This window comes from Massilia sp. BHUDP2 (assembly GCF_046236355.1).
GTDB lineage: Bacteria > Pseudomonadota > Gammaproteobacteria > Burkholderiales > Burkholderiaceae_D > Telluria > Telluria varians.
On sequence record NZ_JBJUVW010000004.1, the window covers coordinates 262,897 to 278,269 of the forward strand.

The 15,373-nt window shown below is 65.6% G+C and carries 10 protein-coding genes; 7 read left to right on the plus strand and 3 right to left on the minus strand.

What is annotated here, in order from left to right:
* The first annotated feature begins 68 nt into the window (after positions 1–68).
* Entirely contained in the window at positions 69–1,877 is a 1,809-nt protein-coding gene (locus ACK6C6_RS22705) for a DUF4214 domain-containing protein (protein WP_409269427.1), read from the plus strand.
* A 29-nt stretch (positions 1,878–1,906) separates the two neighbouring features.
* Here the strand turns inward: ACK6C6_RS22705 and ACK6C6_RS22710 are convergent, their stop codons facing one another.
* Positions 1,907–2,800, minus strand: coding sequence for a LysR family transcriptional regulator (locus tag ACK6C6_RS22710; RefSeq protein WP_409269429.1), 894 nt, complete (start codon positions 2,798–2,800; stop codon positions 1,907–1,909).
* Between the two features lie 109 nt (positions 2,801–2,909).
* On the opposite strand from ACK6C6_RS22710, the gene ACK6C6_RS22715 reads away from it, so the two are divergent.
* From ACK6C6_RS22715 to ACK6C6_RS22730, 4 genes are all read left to right on the plus strand, one after another.
* Positions 2,910–3,338: a TerB family tellurite resistance protein gene (locus ACK6C6_RS22715; protein WP_409269430.1), complete on the plus strand. Its 429-nt coding sequence runs from the start codon at positions 2,910–2,912 to the stop codon at positions 3,336–3,338.
* A gap of 28 nt (positions 3,339–3,366) precedes the next feature.
* On the plus strand, positions 3,367–4,353 hold the full coding sequence (locus tag ACK6C6_RS22720; RefSeq protein ID WP_409269431.1) for a TerC family protein: 987 nt from the start codon (positions 3,367–3,369) through the stop codon (positions 4,351–4,353).
* A gap of 213 nt (positions 4,354–4,566) precedes the next feature.
* Positions 4,567–6,051 carry an MFS transporter gene (locus ACK6C6_RS22725; RefSeq protein ID WP_409269433.1) on the plus strand — a complete coding sequence of 495 codons (1,485 nt, stop codon included), beginning with the start codon at positions 4,567–4,569 and terminating at the stop codon, positions 6,049–6,051.
* Positions 6,052–6,084: 33 nt separating this feature from the next.
* Complete coding sequence (locus tag ACK6C6_RS22730; protein WP_409269434.1) at positions 6,085–7,104, plus strand: glycoside hydrolase family 43 protein; 1,020 nt, start codon at positions 6,085–6,087, stop codon at positions 7,102–7,104.
* A gap of 87 nt (positions 7,105–7,191) precedes the next feature.
* Here the strand turns inward: ACK6C6_RS22730 and ACK6C6_RS22735 are convergent, their stop codons facing one another.
* Positions 7,192–10,131 carry a TonB-dependent receptor gene (locus ACK6C6_RS22735; RefSeq protein ID WP_409269436.1) on the minus strand — a complete coding sequence of 980 codons (2,940 nt, stop codon included), beginning with the start codon at positions 10,129–10,131 and terminating at the stop codon, positions 7,192–7,194.
* Positions 10,132–10,394: 263 nt separating this feature from the next.
* On the opposite strand from ACK6C6_RS22735, the gene ACK6C6_RS22740 reads away from it, so the two are divergent.
* Entirely contained in the window at positions 10,395–12,605 is a 2,211-nt protein-coding gene (locus ACK6C6_RS22740) for an alpha-glucuronidase family glycosyl hydrolase (protein ID WP_409269438.1), read from the plus strand.
* 40 nt (positions 12,606–12,645) lie between these two features.
* On the opposite strand, the gene ACK6C6_RS22745 is transcribed toward ACK6C6_RS22740, so the two are convergent.
* Complete coding sequence (locus tag ACK6C6_RS22745) at positions 12,646–13,893, minus strand: SGNH/GDSL hydrolase family protein (RefSeq protein WP_409269440.1); 1,248 nt, start codon at positions 13,891–13,893, stop codon at positions 12,646–12,648.
* A gap of 95 nt (positions 13,894–13,988) precedes the next feature.
* On the opposite strand from ACK6C6_RS22745, the gene ACK6C6_RS22750 reads away from it, so the two are divergent.
* The gene (locus ACK6C6_RS22750; RefSeq protein ID WP_409269441.1) at positions 13,989–15,356 is read left to right on the plus strand and encodes an enolase C-terminal domain-like protein; all 1,368 of its coding nucleotides are present in this window, start codon (positions 13,989–13,991) and stop codon (positions 15,354–15,356) included.
* The last annotated feature ends 17 nt before the right edge of the window (positions 15,357–15,373 follow it).

A 15,373-nucleotide genomic window follows, 5' to 3' on the forward strand; every position in this document is an offset into this window, starting at 1 on the left:
CCGGCTGGATATACTTCAGTTAGCATTTGTGTTTGATTAATTGCTAAGCTTCTGGAGTAGCCCTGCCAATGCGCAATCCCATTTCCCACGCCTGGTGCCTCCTTCTTTGCATGGCCCTGGCGGCCTGCGGCGGCGCCTCGGACACGACCGCGCATTCCGCCTCCATGTCAGCCACCAGAAGCCTGACGATGTCCGACGCCACCCAGGACACGATCAGCATTGCCGGCTACCGCGACAACTTCATCATGACGGTCGACCGCAAGGCCGGCACCTTGACCTTGACGAACAAGATCAGCGGCGAGAAGAGCACGCGGCCGCTTCCCGCCCTGGTCAAGTTCGTCGACAAGCATACCTATCTCGAAACGGCAGGACCGGCGGCCCGCGTGTACCGGCTGTATCAGGCCGCCTTTGCGCGCAAGCCCGACCTGGAGGGCTTGGGCTTCTGGCTCAAGACACACGCTGCCGGCCGCGACCTGGTCTCGATTGCCGGCGATCTGGCGGCATCCGAGGAATTCAGGCAGCGCTACGGAGAACAGCTGGCAAACCGTGGCTTCGTCCAGCAGTTGTACCAGAACGTCTTGCGCCGTCCAGGCGAAGCGAGCGGGGTCGACTGGTGGCTGGCACAGCTGGACGCAGGCTTCGACAGGCGCGCCGTGCTGCTCGAGTTTGCCGACAGCAGCGAGAACAAGGCGAACCTGGCAAGCGATATGGAGCATGGATTCGACTACGTACCGTTCGCGCCGGACGGACCCTTGCCGGTCAAGCGCTCCTCCTTGGAATACCGGGCTGCAGCGACCGCGGCACTGGGTCCCGTCCACCTGCCGACCTTTGCAAACCGGGAATCGATCGGCACGAATTTTGCCATCGCCGACTTCTTCCAGGACGGAAGCTACTCCATGGTGGTGAACACAGCCGACTTCTCCAGCGCATCGGCCACAGATGGGTATGCGACGAGGCCCGGAACGATCCGGTTCTTCCGATTCGCGAACGGCCAATGGGTGGAGAGCACGGAAGCCAAGGTCGACGACCGAACCGGCTGTGTCGGTGCGCGCAAGCTGGTCGTGGCCGATTTCAACGGCGACGGCAAGCCTGACGTATTCATCGCTTGCACGGGCCTGGACACCATGAACTCGCCCGGAGAGCGTCCACGATTCCTGATGAGCCAGCAAAATGGCGTGTATGCGAACAAGCTTGCTTCTTTCGTCTGCTACTGTCATTCGGCTTCGGCCGCGGACGTGAACAATAACGGCTACGCCGACCTGGTGATCGCGGATCCTGGCATCGCGCTCACCCCGTTCTACCTCGTCAATAACAAGGACGGCAGCTTCACTCCCGACTTCAGCCGCATGCCGGCATCGGTGGCCAAGTTTTCCTATCCGGGCCAGTCGACGGTGCACGCGAAGCAGATCTACACGATCGAACTCGTCGACCTCGAGCGCCGCGGAAAATTCGATTTGTTCATCGGCGCAAATGAACCGAATTCCTTCGTCACGCCGGTTCCGGCGGACTCGCCCAACTATTTCCTGAGCTCGTTCTACAGGAATGACGGCAATGAGCGCTTCCCGGACGCAGGCCGCCTGGCGATCCCGAACCTGGATCCGGCATTTGGCCTTCCGCTCGATATCGCAGTCAACGGCAAGCATGTCTACCTCCTGCGCGTCGTCAGCGATCACGCAAGTCCCATCGGCTTCTACGGCGGTGTCGCGATACAGGAGGTCGCTTATCCGGGCGCCGAAAGCCGCACCATATATCGTCATACCGGCTCGTATCACCCGCAGCAGGATGGACAGAACTGGAAGTGGTTCCCGTGGATCGGCATCCACGACGGAAAACTGAAAAGCCTGGACGCGGCCTACGACGTCCAGCTCCCGCTCTAGGCCGACAAGAGCGGCACCACGACCGGGGGTCAGGACCCGAACACCGCCCCCGCCCCCTCCAGGATGCGCCGCACCGCCGGATGCCGTTCGCGCCGCTCCACCGACACCGCATAGAAGTGCTCGACGATGCTGTCGATGACGCCCACCGGCACCATGCCGTTTTCAAGCTGCACGATCTCGGACAGCACCGTCGGCGCCACCATGAAGCCGGTGCCGGCGCAGGCGAAGGATTTCAACAAGGCGCCGTCGTCGAATTCGCCCACCGTGATCGGACGCAGGTCGTGGCTCTCGAACCAGCTCTTGAGCTGGCTGTGGACGGCGGCGTCCTGCCCGGGCAGCAGGAAGGGCGCGTCGCGCAGGCGCTGCGGGAATTCGCCCGGCCACTCTTCGCACAAGTCCGGATGGCCGAACACGGTCAGCGTGCTCGATCCCATCAGCTGGGTATAGCCGCGCACCGCGCCGCCGGTGGGCAGGCCCTGGTCGGCGATCACGAGATCGAGCTTGTGGGCGGCGAGATCGACGACCAGGTCGTCGAAACGCCCTTCGCGGCAGATCAGGCGCATCGCCATCCCGGCTTCGCGCGCCGGCTGCAGCAGGCGGAAGGCCATGGGCTTGGCGATCACGTCGCAGATGCCTACCCGTAGCGTTTCCTCGCCCGTGAAGGCGCCGCGCCGCACCGCCTGTTCCAGTTCGTTGCCGAGGTCGAAGATCTGCTCGGCGTAGCGCAGCACGGTCTTGCCGGCCTCGGTCAGTTCCAGCACCCGCCCCTTCTTCTTGAACAGTTCCTCGCCCAGCTGCTCTTCCAGCACCTGCAGCTGCATGCTGATCGCCTGCGCCGTCACGTGCAGCTGTTCGGCCGCGCGCGCCACGGTACCGTGGGTGGCGACCGCGTGGAAGTAGTGCAGATGCTTGTAATTGATCATGGCAGCAAAACCTCAATTAAACTTACGCTTTACGAAAGATTAATCGATTTTACTTTAGTTTCGTGCGCTTCTATAGTGGGCCTCACTTAATCACAACAACGAGGTCACCATGCACACTTATCAACCCAATAGCCCGGAAGCCGTCAGCCGCATCCTGGCCCTGACCATGATCGTCGACGGCCACCTGAGCCCCGCCGAGGTGAGCGCCATGCACCACTCCAAATACCTGGAACAGGTGCAGATCGACGACGACACCTTCGACCGCACCCTGCGCGAGCTGTGCGAAGACCTGCTCGATGCCGCGGCCAACCGCCGCGCCGGCATGGTCGAGATCGACCCGCGCCTGATGGACGCCCTGCTGCTCGACCTGCGCGATCCGCTGCTGCAGATCCGCGTGTGGAGGACCATGGTCGACATCATCCACGCCGACGGCCACCTCGACGGCCGCGAAGCGACGCTGGTACGACGCGCGGCGCGCGCCTGGTTCGGCCAGATCGATGCCGAGGATTCCTTCACCACCGCGGCCCTCGCCACCTGAGGCCGCCTTTTCTTAAGCGGAGAACATCATGGACTTCCTCACTGCACTCTGGCTCGGTACGCCGGCCTGGTCCTGGCTGGTGTTCCTCACCATCGTCGTGGTGCTGCTGGCCTTCGACCTTGGCGTGCTGAACAAGAAGGACCACGTCATCGGGGTCAAGGAAAGCCTGAGACTGTCGGCGCTGTACATCGCCGCGGGCCTGCTGTTCGGCCTGTGGGTCTGGCATGAGTTCGGCAGCGAAAAAGGCATGCACTTCTATACGGGCTTCCTGATCGAGAAGAGCCTGTCGCTGGATAACATCTTCGTGATCTCGCTGATCTTCGCCACCCTGGCGATCCCGCCGCTCTACCAGCACCGCGTGCTGTTCTGGGGCATCATGGGTGTGATCGTCACGCGCGGCATCATGATCGGCGCCGGCACTGCCCTGGTGGAAAGCTATTACTGGACCCTGTACATCTTCGGCGCCTTCCTGGTCTTCACCGGCATCAAGATGTTTTTCGTGGATACCGACAGCGACGACATCCGCGAGAGCAAGGTGCTGTCCTGGCTGAAGGGCCACATGCGCATCACGCCCGACCTGCACGGCAACCATTTCCTGGTGCGTCAGCCCGACCCGGCGCAACCCGGCAAGACCCTGCTGTGGGCGACGCCGCTGTTCCTGGCGCTGTGCATGGTGGAGATCACCGACGTGGTGTTCGCAGTCGACAGCGTGCCCGCGATCTTCGCGATCACCAGCGACCCGTTCGTCGTCTACACCTCGAACATCTTCGCGGTGCTGGGCCTGCGTGCGCTGTACTTCGCGCTGGCGGCGATGGTGGCGCGCTTCCACTACCTGAAGTACTCGCTGGCCGCGGTGCTGGTCTTCATCGGCTCGAAGATCTTCCTGGGCGACTTCGTCTTCGGCGGCAAGGTGCCGGCGGCGCTGTCGCTGACGGTGACGGGACTGCTGCTCGCCTCGGGCATTCTGTACTCGCTGTGGAAGACCCGGAATGACCCGCCGGCGGTAGCGGGCTAAAGAGCAACAACCCCACACGGCGGCACGGGCAGGCGCGAAGCAAACAGCGCCGACCGTGCCGCCGGCTCGTTTCCAGCCTTCTCGGCAGTTGACTCCGTACTAAGCCTCAGCCATACTCGGATAAATGCTAGCGCTATCATTTAGTGATATATAAATGGTAGCGACTGATTCCGGCGCGTCAGACGCCTGACTTATAACGATATCCGAGACATCATGAGCAATCCAAAAGCGACCCCTGCACGGCTGGGCGTAGTCGAAAAGCTCGGCTACAGCCTGGGCGACCTTGCCGCCAACCTGATCTTCCAGACCCTGCTGACCTTCATCGCCTTCTTCTACACGGACGTGTACAAGCTGGCGCCGAGCGCGGCGGCCACGGTCATCTTCATCGGCGGCATCGTGGGCGCCTGCTTCAACCCGATGATGGGCCTGCTGGCGGACCGCACCCACACGCGCTGGGGCAAGTTCCGTCCCTGGATCCTGTGGACCTCGATTCCCTTCGGGCTCACCGCGCTGCTGGCCTTCAGCACACCCGATCTCGGAGAGCAGGGCAAGATCGTCTATGCGCTGCTGACATACATCCTCCTGATGCTGGTCTACTCGGCCAACAACCTGCCTTATTCCGCCCTGAGCGGCGTCCTGACCGGCAATATGGCCGAGCGCAACAGCCTGTCGGCGTACCGCTTCACCGCCGTGATGGTCGCCCAGTTCATCATCCAGGTCCTGCTGCTGCCGCTGGTGCTGATCGCGGGCGGCGGCGACAAGGCGCTCGGCTTCCAGAACGTGATGACCGTGTTCGCGATCGTCGGCACCGTCTTCTTCCTGATCACCTTCTTCACCACCCGCGAGCGGGTGGTGCCGGCGCCGACGCAGCGTTCCAGCATCCGCCAGGACATCGTGGACCTGCTGGGCAACCGGCCCTGGGTCGTGATGCTGGTGCTGACCATCCTGGTGTTCATCACGCTGGCCCTGAAAGGCGGCACCTACGTCTATTACTTCAACTCCTACCTGAGCGAAACGCAGCTCGCGGCCTTCCTCGAGAACATCGGCTTCAACGGCTTCATCGCCGGGCTGAACGCGCTGCTCGCCAGCGTCGGCCTGACCGCCTTCCACTGGCCGAAAGACGCCGCCACCTCGGGCTTCAGCGTGTTCAATGCGGTGGGCATCATCATGATGATCATCGGGATCGGCTTTTCCAAGCCGCTGGCGGACCGCTTCGGCAAGCGCGACGTGTTCGGCGCCGCGCTGCTGGTCTCGACCGTCTTCATGATGGCCCTGTACTTCTTCCCTCCCGAGTCGATCGGCCCGGTCTTCCTGTGCCAGCTGCTGCACGGCTTCTTCTACGGCATCACGATTCCCCTGCTGTGGGCCATGATCGCCGACGTCGCCGACTACTCGGAATGGAAGAACAACCGGCGCGCCACCGCCCTGCTGTTCTCGGCGATGATCTTCGGCCTCAAGGCGGGCTTGAGCATCGGCGGCGCCCTGGTGGCCGCCCTGCTGTCCCACTACGGCTACGATGCCTCGCTGCCGGCCCAGTCGCCCGAGACGGCGAACGGCATCCTGCTATCGGTCAGCGTGTGGGCCTCGATTCCCTTCCTGCTCGGCGTCGCCAGCCTGGCCCTGTACGACATCCGCAAGTCGGTCGAGCTGCAAATCGAGCGCGATCTCGGCGACCGCCGCGCCGCCGCCCAGCACTGATTTTTCTTTCAACGACAAACAGGTCCCAACCATATGTCCGAAGTCATCGACACCGAGCGCGTGCAGGAACTGAAGACGCGCGCCATTTCCGCTCCGCTCGTCACCCATATCTATACCGCCGACCCTTCCGCCCACGTCTTCGAGGGCAGGATCTACATCTATCCTTCGCACGACATCGAGGCCGGCATCCCCTTCAACGACAACGGCGACCATTTCGCGATGGAGGACTACCACGTCCTCTCGCTCGACCGTCCGGGCGGCGAAGCGGTCGACCACGGCGTCGCCCTCCACGTCAAGGACGTGCCCTGGGCCGAGCGCCAGATGTGGGCGCCGGATGCGGCCTGCAAGGACGGCAAGTACTACCTGTACTTCCCGGCCAAGCGCCCCGACGGCATCTTCCAGATCGGCGTCGCCGTCGGCGAGCACCCGGCCGGCCCCTTCGTGCCCGAGCCCAAGCCGATCGAGGGCAGCTACTCGATCGATCCGGCCGTGTTCGAAGACGTCGGCGGCGCCTTCTACATGTATTTCGGCGGGATCTGGGGCGGTCAGCTGCAGAAGTACCGCGACAATGCCTATGACCCGGCGAATGAAGAGCCGGATGCGAGCCAGGAGGCGCTGGCCCCGCGCGTGGCGCGGCTCACGTCCGACATGACGCAGTTCGCGGAAAGCCCGCGCGCAGTCCTCATTCTCGGCGAGAACGGCCAGCCCCTGCTCGCCGGCGACCACGAGCGCCGCTATTTCGAGGCGCCGTGGCTGCACCGGCACGACGGCAAGTATTACTTCTCTTACTCGACGGGCAATACCCACCTGCTCTGCTATGCGGTCGGCGACAGCCCCTACGGTCCCTTCACCTACCGTGGCCAGATCATGACGCCGGTGATCGGCTGGACCACGCACCATTCGATCTGCGAGTTCGAGGGCCGTAACTACCTGTTCTACCACGACAGCAGCCTGTCGGAAGGCGTGACCCACCTGCGCAGCGTGAAGGTCACCGAGCTGCACTACGACGACGAAGGGAATATCCTCACGATCTCGCCGTACGGCGAGCGCTAGCATCCGCTAGCCAGCAAGAACAAAGGGCGCCGATGGCGCCCTTTGTCGTTTCTCCATGCCTCGCCAGGCTGCGCGAGGCAAGCTACATCAGAACTTCATGCGCATGCCGACCGAGATGGTGCGGCCCGGCTTGTAGCTGGTGAAGGTGGCGTTCGAGAACTGGAAGTAGGCGCGGCGCACGGTGTCGGTCGCGTTCACCACGTCGAAGGTCAGGGTCGGCAGGCCGTCGCGGTCGAGCAGCTTCTCCAGGTCGAACTGCGACGAGAAGTCGAGCTGCTTGAAGCCGTCGCTGAACAAGGCCGCGGCCGCGATGCCGTTCTGGTTCAGGCCCGAGATCTGGCTGCCCTGCGAATAGGTGTGCGACAGGCGCGCCATGAAGCCATGGTTCTCGTAGTAGAGCTGGAAGTTGTTGCTCTTCTTCGGCACGCCTAGCGCCACGAAGCCCTGGGTGCCCTCGCCGGTCGCCTTCTGGTCGATCAGGGTCAGGGTTTCCGAGAAGCCGAAGCCGCGCCACGGCAGCAGCTTGTCGAGCGGCTGCACCCAGCCCAGCTCCAGGCCCTTGATCTTCAGTTCGCCGCCGGCGTTGCGCTGCGAGGTCATCACCACGTTGGCGTTGGCAGGGCCGCCGCGGGCGTCGAGCGCCTGCTGCATGGTGGGGGTCACGCTCTCGTAGGTGACGCCGTACTGGGCCAGCGCGCTGAAGGGCAAGGTATTGCTCTGGTTGACCGTGAAGCCGTTCAACGTCTTCTGGAACACCGTGGCCGCGACATAGCCTTCGCGTCCGGTGTACCACTCGACGCCGAAGTCCAGGTTGTCGGAGATGTAGGGCGCCAGGTCCGGTGCGCCCAGGCTGCCGATGTCGGCCGACGGGTTCGAGAAGTTGATGCCCGGACGCAGGGCTTCCGGATTGGCGCGGGTCATCGAGCGCGAGGCCGAGGCGCGCAGCACCACGTTCTTCGCCAGGTCGAGGGCGGCGCTGGCCGACGGCAGCGTATTGCTGTAGGTCTTGTCGACGTAGACCCACTGGTTCACGTTCGGGAAGGGCGTCGCGCCGGCCGGCAGGCTGGCGTTGCGCGGGTCGGCCACCGAGTTGTAGGCGCCCACGCTCTGTTCGGTGCGCACGTAGCGCACGCCGGCGTTGTAGCGCAGCTGGTAGCCCACCAGCTGGGTGACGCCGTCGGCCTGGAGGAACACGCCCTTGGTCTTCTCCTGGATGAAGCCGGTGGCCGCGCCGGTATTGGACGCGCCGGTGATCGGCGCCTGGTCGAGCAGCTGCTGGTAGTTGGTGTCGCCGGCGAAGCGCTGCCAGTCGACTTCGATCAGGCCGTTCGGGCCGCGGCGCAGGTACTCGCCGACGCGCGCGCCGATCGTGCCCGCGCCCTGGCAACCGGCCACGTTACCGCAGATTAGGTTCTGCCAGGCGGTCGTGTTGTCGCGCGCAGTGATGCGGCGCAGGATGTCGTCGTAGGCGAAGCCGCCCTTGATGCTGAAGTCGCTGTCGCCCCAGGTCAGGTCGGAACGCAAGCCCTTGGTGCTGGTCTCGCGCAGCTCCTGCTGCAGGTTGACGCGCGCGCCATTCGCGGTGTCGAACACGTAATTGGCCGGATTCGTGATGTCCATCGAGCTCACGATGCTCGGGATCGGGCCGTTGGTGAAGCTCACGGTATTGCCCGCGTTGACCGGCGTGACCGGCAGCACGGTGGGCGACTCGCGCGAGAACTCCGACTTCGTGTAGTTCAGTTGGGCGTTCAACTTGAGCTTCGCGCCGAGCTCCCATTCCATGCCCGGGTTGATGCCCTTCAGGCGCACCTTCTCCATGTAGGGGCGGTATTCGGCGAAGTACTGGGCGTTGGCGAGGGTAGCGCTTTCGACCACGCAGCCGTTGGCGCAGTCGCTGCGGTCGACCTTCATGTCCAGCGGGATGATGGCGCCGTTGCGGCCGATCAGCGCGGTGTCGAGGCGCTGCAGGTCGTTGTCCTTCTCGCTGTACATCGTGTCGACGTAGAAGTGCAGGCCGGCGCTCGGACGGAATTCGCCGGACAGGATCGCGGTGACCTTGTCCTTGTCGCCGTACTGCGCCATCTGGCGGCCCAGGCGCGGGATCAGGGCGTTGTCGATCTGCTGGATGCTCAGGCCCGGGTTACGGGCCAGCAGCAAGGCCTGGTCGATGGCGGCGCCCGGGGTCAGGCCGTTGCCGGCGTTGCTCGGGACGGTGGCCGGGATGGTCCAGTTGCCGCCGCCGGTGTTGTTGCGGGTCGGGCTGCCGTTCTGGGCCGCGGTCAGGTTCGGATTGGTCAGGCCGATGGTCTCGTAGCCGGTGGCCTGCACCTTGGACTTGTTCCAGGCGACGCCGCCCAGGATGCCCCAGGTGTTGTTGAAGGTCTTGCTGGCCAGGACCGAGCCGCGGTTGCCCCACTTGCCGGCGACCTGGTTGCGGGTGCCGCCCAGGTTGGCCGAGACGTAGCTGCCCTTGCGGTCGAAGGGACGCGCGCTGCGCATGTCGACCACGCCGGCAGCGCCGCCTTCGAGCAGCGACGCCGAGGGGCTCTTGCTGACGGTGAGCTTGGTGAACAGGTCGGTCGGCAGCAGGTCGAGGTCGACCTCGCGGTTGGTGTTCTGGCTGTCGGTGCTGCCGGTGGAGGCCACCGCGATCGGGGCGCCGTTCAGCAGGACCTTGGTGAAGCTCGTGCCCAGACCACGGATCTGGATGTTGACGCCCTCGCCCGTGATCTCGCGCGACACCTGCACGCCCGGGATGCGGTTGAGCGATTCGGCGATGTTCGTGTCGGGGAATTTGCCGAGGTCCTCGGCGAAGATCGAATCCTGGAAGCCGGTGGCTTCGCGCTTGTCGCGCGCCGAGGTTTCCAGGCTGCCGCGGTAGCCGGTCACCTGCACGGTCTGGATCGCGCCCTGGGCACTTGGCGCCGCCTCCTGCGCGTACGCTGCCGAAACCAGCCCGGCGAGGATCGTCAGTTGAAGAATGCGGCCGCCGGGTTGACCGGGGCGCAGGAATCGCTGCTGGACCATGACTGTCTCCTGAGTATTTTTATGCAACATGTTGTCGGCGACGCGATCAACATTTTCAATAACATAAATGTTATCGCAATCATTTTTAGTCTAAGCTTCAACTTTTATACTTGTCAACTAATATATTTGCTACGAATTCAGCCGCCAAAAAAGCGTGGCGCACACGCGAAATTAGTTACTGTTTGAAAAAGTTTGCGCTAACATCCGGATTCCAACATACGTCGGTCGCAGCTAGGCCAGACAACAAAACGACGGAGACTATCTTGCAGCGATCCCTCGCATCCGTGCTGGTTCGCGCCCTGGCAGCCTTGCTGCTGGGCGCCATGTTCGCAGCTGCCGCCCGCGCCGACGAAGACGGCTACCAACTCTGGCTACGCTATCGCCCCCTGCCTGCCGCCCAGGCAGCGGCAGTGCCGGCCAGCGCGATCGTCACGCTGGCGCCCGAGACCCCGACCGTGCTGGCCGCACGCACCGAACTGCAGCGCGCGCTGGGCGGCATGCTGGGCCGGGCGCCGCAGGCTGCCACCGCCATCCGCGCCGGCAGCGTGGTGCTGGCGCGCAGCGACGGCCTGCCCGCCGGGCTGCCTGCCGAGCTGCGCGGTTTCCTGGACCGCATCGGCCCGGAGGGTTACCTGCTGGCCCGCACCCGGATGCAGGGCCAGGACGTCTTCCTGATCACTGCGAAGAGCGACATCGGCCTGCTGTATGGCAGCTTCGCCTGGCTGCGCGCCCTGCAGGACGGCAGCGCCGCCTCCCTGGTGCGCGGTCCGCTGGTCTCGAACCCTGCCCTCCCGCTGCGCGTGCTGAACCACTGGGACAACCTGGACCGCAGCGTCGAACGCGGCTATGCCGGGCAATCGATCTGGAACTGGTGGGAACTGCCCGCCATCGTCGATCCGCGCTACCTGGACTATGCGCGCGCCAACGCTTCGCTCGGCATCAACGGCACGGTGCTGAACAACGTCAATGCCAAGGCCGAGGTACTGAGCCCGGCCTTCATCGCCAAGGCCGCCGCGGTCGCGCAGGTCCTGCGCCCCTATGGCATCCGGGTGTTCCTCTCGGTACGCTGGTCGACCCCGCTGGACCTGCGCGAGACCGCCACTGCCGATCCGCTCGACCCGGCGGTGGCCGCCTGGTGGCGCCGCAAGACCGAGGAGATCTACCGCAGCATCCCCGACTTCGGCGGCTTCCTGGTGAAGGCCAACTCGGAAGGCCAGCCCGGCCCGCAGGACTATGGCCGCAACCACGTCGACGGCGCCAACATGCTGGCGCGCGCGCTGGCGCCGCATGGCGGCACCGTGATGTGGCGTGCCTTCGTGTACGAGCCGCCCGAGGCGCGCAAGCGCAAGGGCCTGGGGGACGATCCGAAGCACGACCGCGCCGCCCACGCCTACGACCAGTTCAAGCCGCTGGACGGCAAGTTCGACGCCAACGTGCTGGTGCAGGTAAAGAACGGCGCGATCGATTTCCAGCCGCGCGAGCCCTTCCATCCGCTGTTCGGCGCCATGCCGGACACGCGCCTGATGATGGAATTCCAGATCACCAAGGAGTACCTCGGTTTCGCGACCCACCAGGCCTACCTCGGCCCGATGTTCCAGGAGACCCTGCGCGCCGACACCCGCGCCGGCGGCCAGGCTCTCACCGTGACCCAGGCATTGCAGGGCGCGCAGAAGGGACGCGTCGGCGGCATCGCCGGCGTGGCGAACATCGGCAGCAGTCGTACCTGGTCCGGCTCGGTCTTCGACCAGGCCAACTGGTACGTGTTCGGACGCATGGCCTGGGATCCGATGCTGGACGCCGGCGCCGTGGCGCGCGAGTGGGCGGCGCAGACCTTCTCGCCGGACAGGCAGGTGCTCGACCCGGTGGTCGCCATGATGATGGCTTCGCGCGAGGCAGTGGTCGACTACATGACGCCGCTCGGCCTGCACCACCTGATGGACACCGGCCACCACCATGGCCCTGGACCGTGGGTAGACAACCTGGAGCGTCCCGACTGGAATCCGGTGTACTACCACCGCGCCGGCCGCGACGGCATCGGCTTCGACCGCACGGCGCGCGGCAGCAATGCGGTCAGCCAGTACGCGCCAGAAGTCGCGCGCCGCTTCTCCAACCCGGCCACCACGCCGCCCGAACTGCTGCTGTGGTTCCACCACCTGCCCTGGGACTACCGCATGCCTTCAAACCGCACGCTGTGGGAAGAGCTGGTGGCGCGCTACGACCGCGGTGTGCTCGAGGTCGGGCGCATGCAGGAACGCTGGAATGGGCTGCGTGGGGTGGTGGACGCCCAGCGCTGGAACGACACCGCCCAGCGCCTAGCCCAGCAGCGCGTCGAGGCGCAGTGGTGGCGCGATGCCTGCCTGGCGTATTTCATGCACGTGTCGGGACGGGCGCTGCCGGCCGGGGCGAAGGCGCCGGCGCAGTCGCTGGAATACTACCGCGCGCAGCGTTTTCCGTACGCTCCCGGTAACGGTTGAATGAGTTCGTACGGTGGACGGCGGAGCCGTCCACCGTATCTCAACGGCGGCAGTCCTTCAGCAGTTCCAGCGGCACCGCCTCCGCCATCGCCTTGTACCCCGCCATGTTCGGATGCAGCCCATCGTTGTCATACGCCTTGAGGAGGTGATCCGGCCGCGCCGGATCGCGCAGCGCCGCATCGAAGTCGATCACCCCGTCGAACACGTTCGAGCGGCGGATCCAGTCGTTGTAGGCCAGGCGATCCTGTTCGTTGGGCGCCTTCGGGTGGTAGTACTCGCTGCCGGCGTAAGGGGTGATGGTGGCGCCGATCACGCACACGCCGCGCGCCTGGGCACGCGCCGCCGACTGGCGCAGCGCCTCTTTCATATCAAGCAGCAGCTGCGCGCGTGCGGCCGGGCTGTCCTGCCCGCTCCGGTGCAGGCCGCCGAAGTCGTTCACGCCGATCAGGACGATCGCATGGCGCACGCCCGGCCGCTCCAGGACGTCGCGTTCGAAGCGCGAAACCAGGTTGGGACCGAGGCCGTCGCGCAGAAGGCGGCCGCCGCCGATCCCCGCATTCACCACGCCGACTCCCGTCATGCCGGCCTGGCGCAGCCTGGTCGCCAGGCCGTCGGTCCAGCGCAGGTTGGTGTCGGGCGCGACGCCGTAGCCGTCGGTGATCGAATCGCCGATCGCCACCACGGCATGCGCGCCGGGCCCGGCCTCGACCTCAATCCCGGCCAGCTGGTACCAGCGCGTGAAGCTGGACGCCTGCGGCAGCTCGGCGGCCGTGAGCTGCTGTCCCGGCGCGATGAAACTGGTGGCGCGGGCGCCCGGGTGGCTGGTCTGGCGGCTTGGGGCGGTCGGGTAGTGGATCGACACCGCCAGGTCGCTTCCGGCGCTGTGAGGCAGGTCGACCGGATCGCTCAGGTACTCGGCCCCGGCCGGGATCGTGACCGAGGCGGCGCCGCCGAAGCGCAGGGGCCGGCTACTGGCCGGGTCGATCGTGGAGCGACCCGGCCCGCCCGACAGCGCGATGCTGGCGCCGCCAATCACCAGCGGCTCGGTGCCGAAGGCATTGCTGAACCTGACGCGCAGGCGCTCGCCGCCCAGCGACACCCGCAGCACCTGGCGCAGGGTGGCGTCGCGCCACTGGGCGGGCGCCAGCTCGTGCTCGGCGCCGGGGACCATCTGCGCCGTTCCCCAGGAGGCGACCCAATGGGAGGCGGCTGGATGCCGCGGAGCGCCGGCACATCCGGACAGCAGTACGGTAGCCAGCGCGGCTGCCAGAATCGATTGACGCGCCATCGCAATTCCTTCACACTGGTTATGTTAGCGCAACCATTTTATTTGATAGTAATGTTACGAGCAAGTTCCATCCTTGCTTGCAAGGAGACTCTTCGATGAATCCGATCCAGCGACACGCCAGCCCGACCGTCACCGAGATGCAGGTGATCCCGGTGGCCGGCATGGACAGCATGCTGCTCAACCTGTGCGGCGCCCATGCGCCCTACTTCACGCGCATCCTGGTGCTCCTGAAGGACAGCGCCGGCAATACCGGCATGGGTGAAGTGCCGGGGTCGAGCGGCATCCTGCGCGCGCTGGAGCGCCTCGTGCCGCTGGTTACCGGCACCCCGATCGCCCGCTACCACCACACGCTGAACACGCTGCGCGGCGCCATCGCGGGGCCGAACCACCAGGTCACGTCAACAGCGGAAGCCGCCCTCCTGGCGCAGCCGCACGAGATCAACCTGCGCCTGGAGAACGTGATCACGGCGGTCGAAGCCGCCCTGCTCGACCTGCTCGGCCAGCACCTGGGCGTGCCGGTCTGCGAGCTGCTGGGCGGCGGCCAGCAGCGCAGCCACGTGCCGATGCTGGCCTACCTGTTCTACATCGGCGACCGAAAGCGCACCGACCTGCCCTATTCTCCCGGTAGCGGTGGGGATGACTGGTACGGCTTGCGCACCGAGGAAGCGCTCACGCCGGAGAGAATCGCCGACCTGGCCGAGGCCAGCGTCGACAAGTACGGCTTCCGTGACTTCAAGCTCAAGGGCGGCGTGATGCGGCCGGAAGAGGAGATTGCGGCGGTGGCGGCCATCAAGCGCCGCTTCCCCGAGTCGCGCGCGACGCTCGACCCGAACGGCGCCTGGTCCTTGGCAGAGGCAATCTCCGCCTGCCGCGGCCAGGGCCATGTCCTGGCCTATGCCGAAGACCCGTGCGGCCCCGAACAAGGCTATTCCGGACGCGAGATCATGGCCGAATTCAGGCGTGCCACCGGCATCCCCACCGCGACCAACATGGTCGCCACCGACTGGCGCCAGATGGGCCATTCGCACCTGCTGGGCGCGGTCGACATTCCGCTGGCGGACCCGCATTTCTGGACCATGCAGGGATCGGTGCGCCTGGCCCAGCTGTGCCACGACTGGGGCCTGACCTGGGGCTCGCATTCGAACAACCACTTCGACGTGTCGCTGGCCATGTTCACCCACGTCGCCGCCGCGGCGCCCGGCACGATCACCGCCATCGACACCCACTGGATCTGGCAGGAGGGCCAAGAGCGCCTGACGCGCGAGCCGCTACAGATCGTTGGCGGACAGGTGGCGGTGCCGGAGCGCCCGGGCCTGGGCATCGAACCCGACATGGCGCGCATCGAGCAGGCGCACCTCCTGTACAAGAAGGTGGCGTCGGGCGCACGCGACGACGCGACGGCGATGCGCTACCTGTTCCCGGACTGGACCTACGACGCGAAGCGTCCCAGCTACGCGCGCTGAGCGCTCCACGCGGGCGC

What these genes read in the sequence shown, in the direction of transcription:
- ACK6C6_RS22705 (WP_409269427.1), top strand. Translation starts at nt 69, where the DNA reads ATGCGCAATCCCATTTCCCACGCCTGGTGCCTCCTTCTTTGCATGGCC.
- ACK6C6_RS22730 (WP_409269434.1), top strand. Translation starts at nt 6,085, where the DNA reads ATGTCCGAAGTCATCGACACCGAGCGCGTGCAGGAACTGAAGACGCGC.
- ACK6C6_RS22725 (WP_409269433.1), top strand. Translation starts at nt 4,567, where the DNA reads ATGAGCAATCCAAAAGCGACCCCTGCACGGCTGGGCGTAGTCGAAAAG.
- ACK6C6_RS22710 (WP_409269429.1), bottom strand. Translation starts at nt 2,800, where the DNA reads ATGATCAATTACAAGCATCTGCACTACTTCCACGCGGTCGCCACCCAC.
- ACK6C6_RS22735 (WP_409269436.1), bottom strand. Translation starts at nt 10,131, where the DNA reads ATGGTCCAGCAGCGATTCCTGCGCCCCGGTCAACCCGGCGGCCGCATT.
- ACK6C6_RS22745 (WP_409269440.1), bottom strand. Translation starts at nt 13,893, where the DNA reads ATGGCGCGTCAATCGATTCTGGCAGCCGCGCTGGCTACCGTACTGCTG.
- ACK6C6_RS22715 (WP_409269430.1), top strand. Translation starts at nt 2,910, where the DNA reads ATGCACACTTATCAACCCAATAGCCCGGAAGCCGTCAGCCGCATCCTG.
- ACK6C6_RS22720 (WP_409269431.1), top strand. Translation starts at nt 3,367, where the DNA reads ATGGACTTCCTCACTGCACTCTGGCTCGGTACGCCGGCCTGGTCCTGG.
- ACK6C6_RS22750 (WP_409269441.1), top strand. Translation starts at nt 13,989, where the DNA reads ATGAATCCGATCCAGCGACACGCCAGCCCGACCGTCACCGAGATGCAG.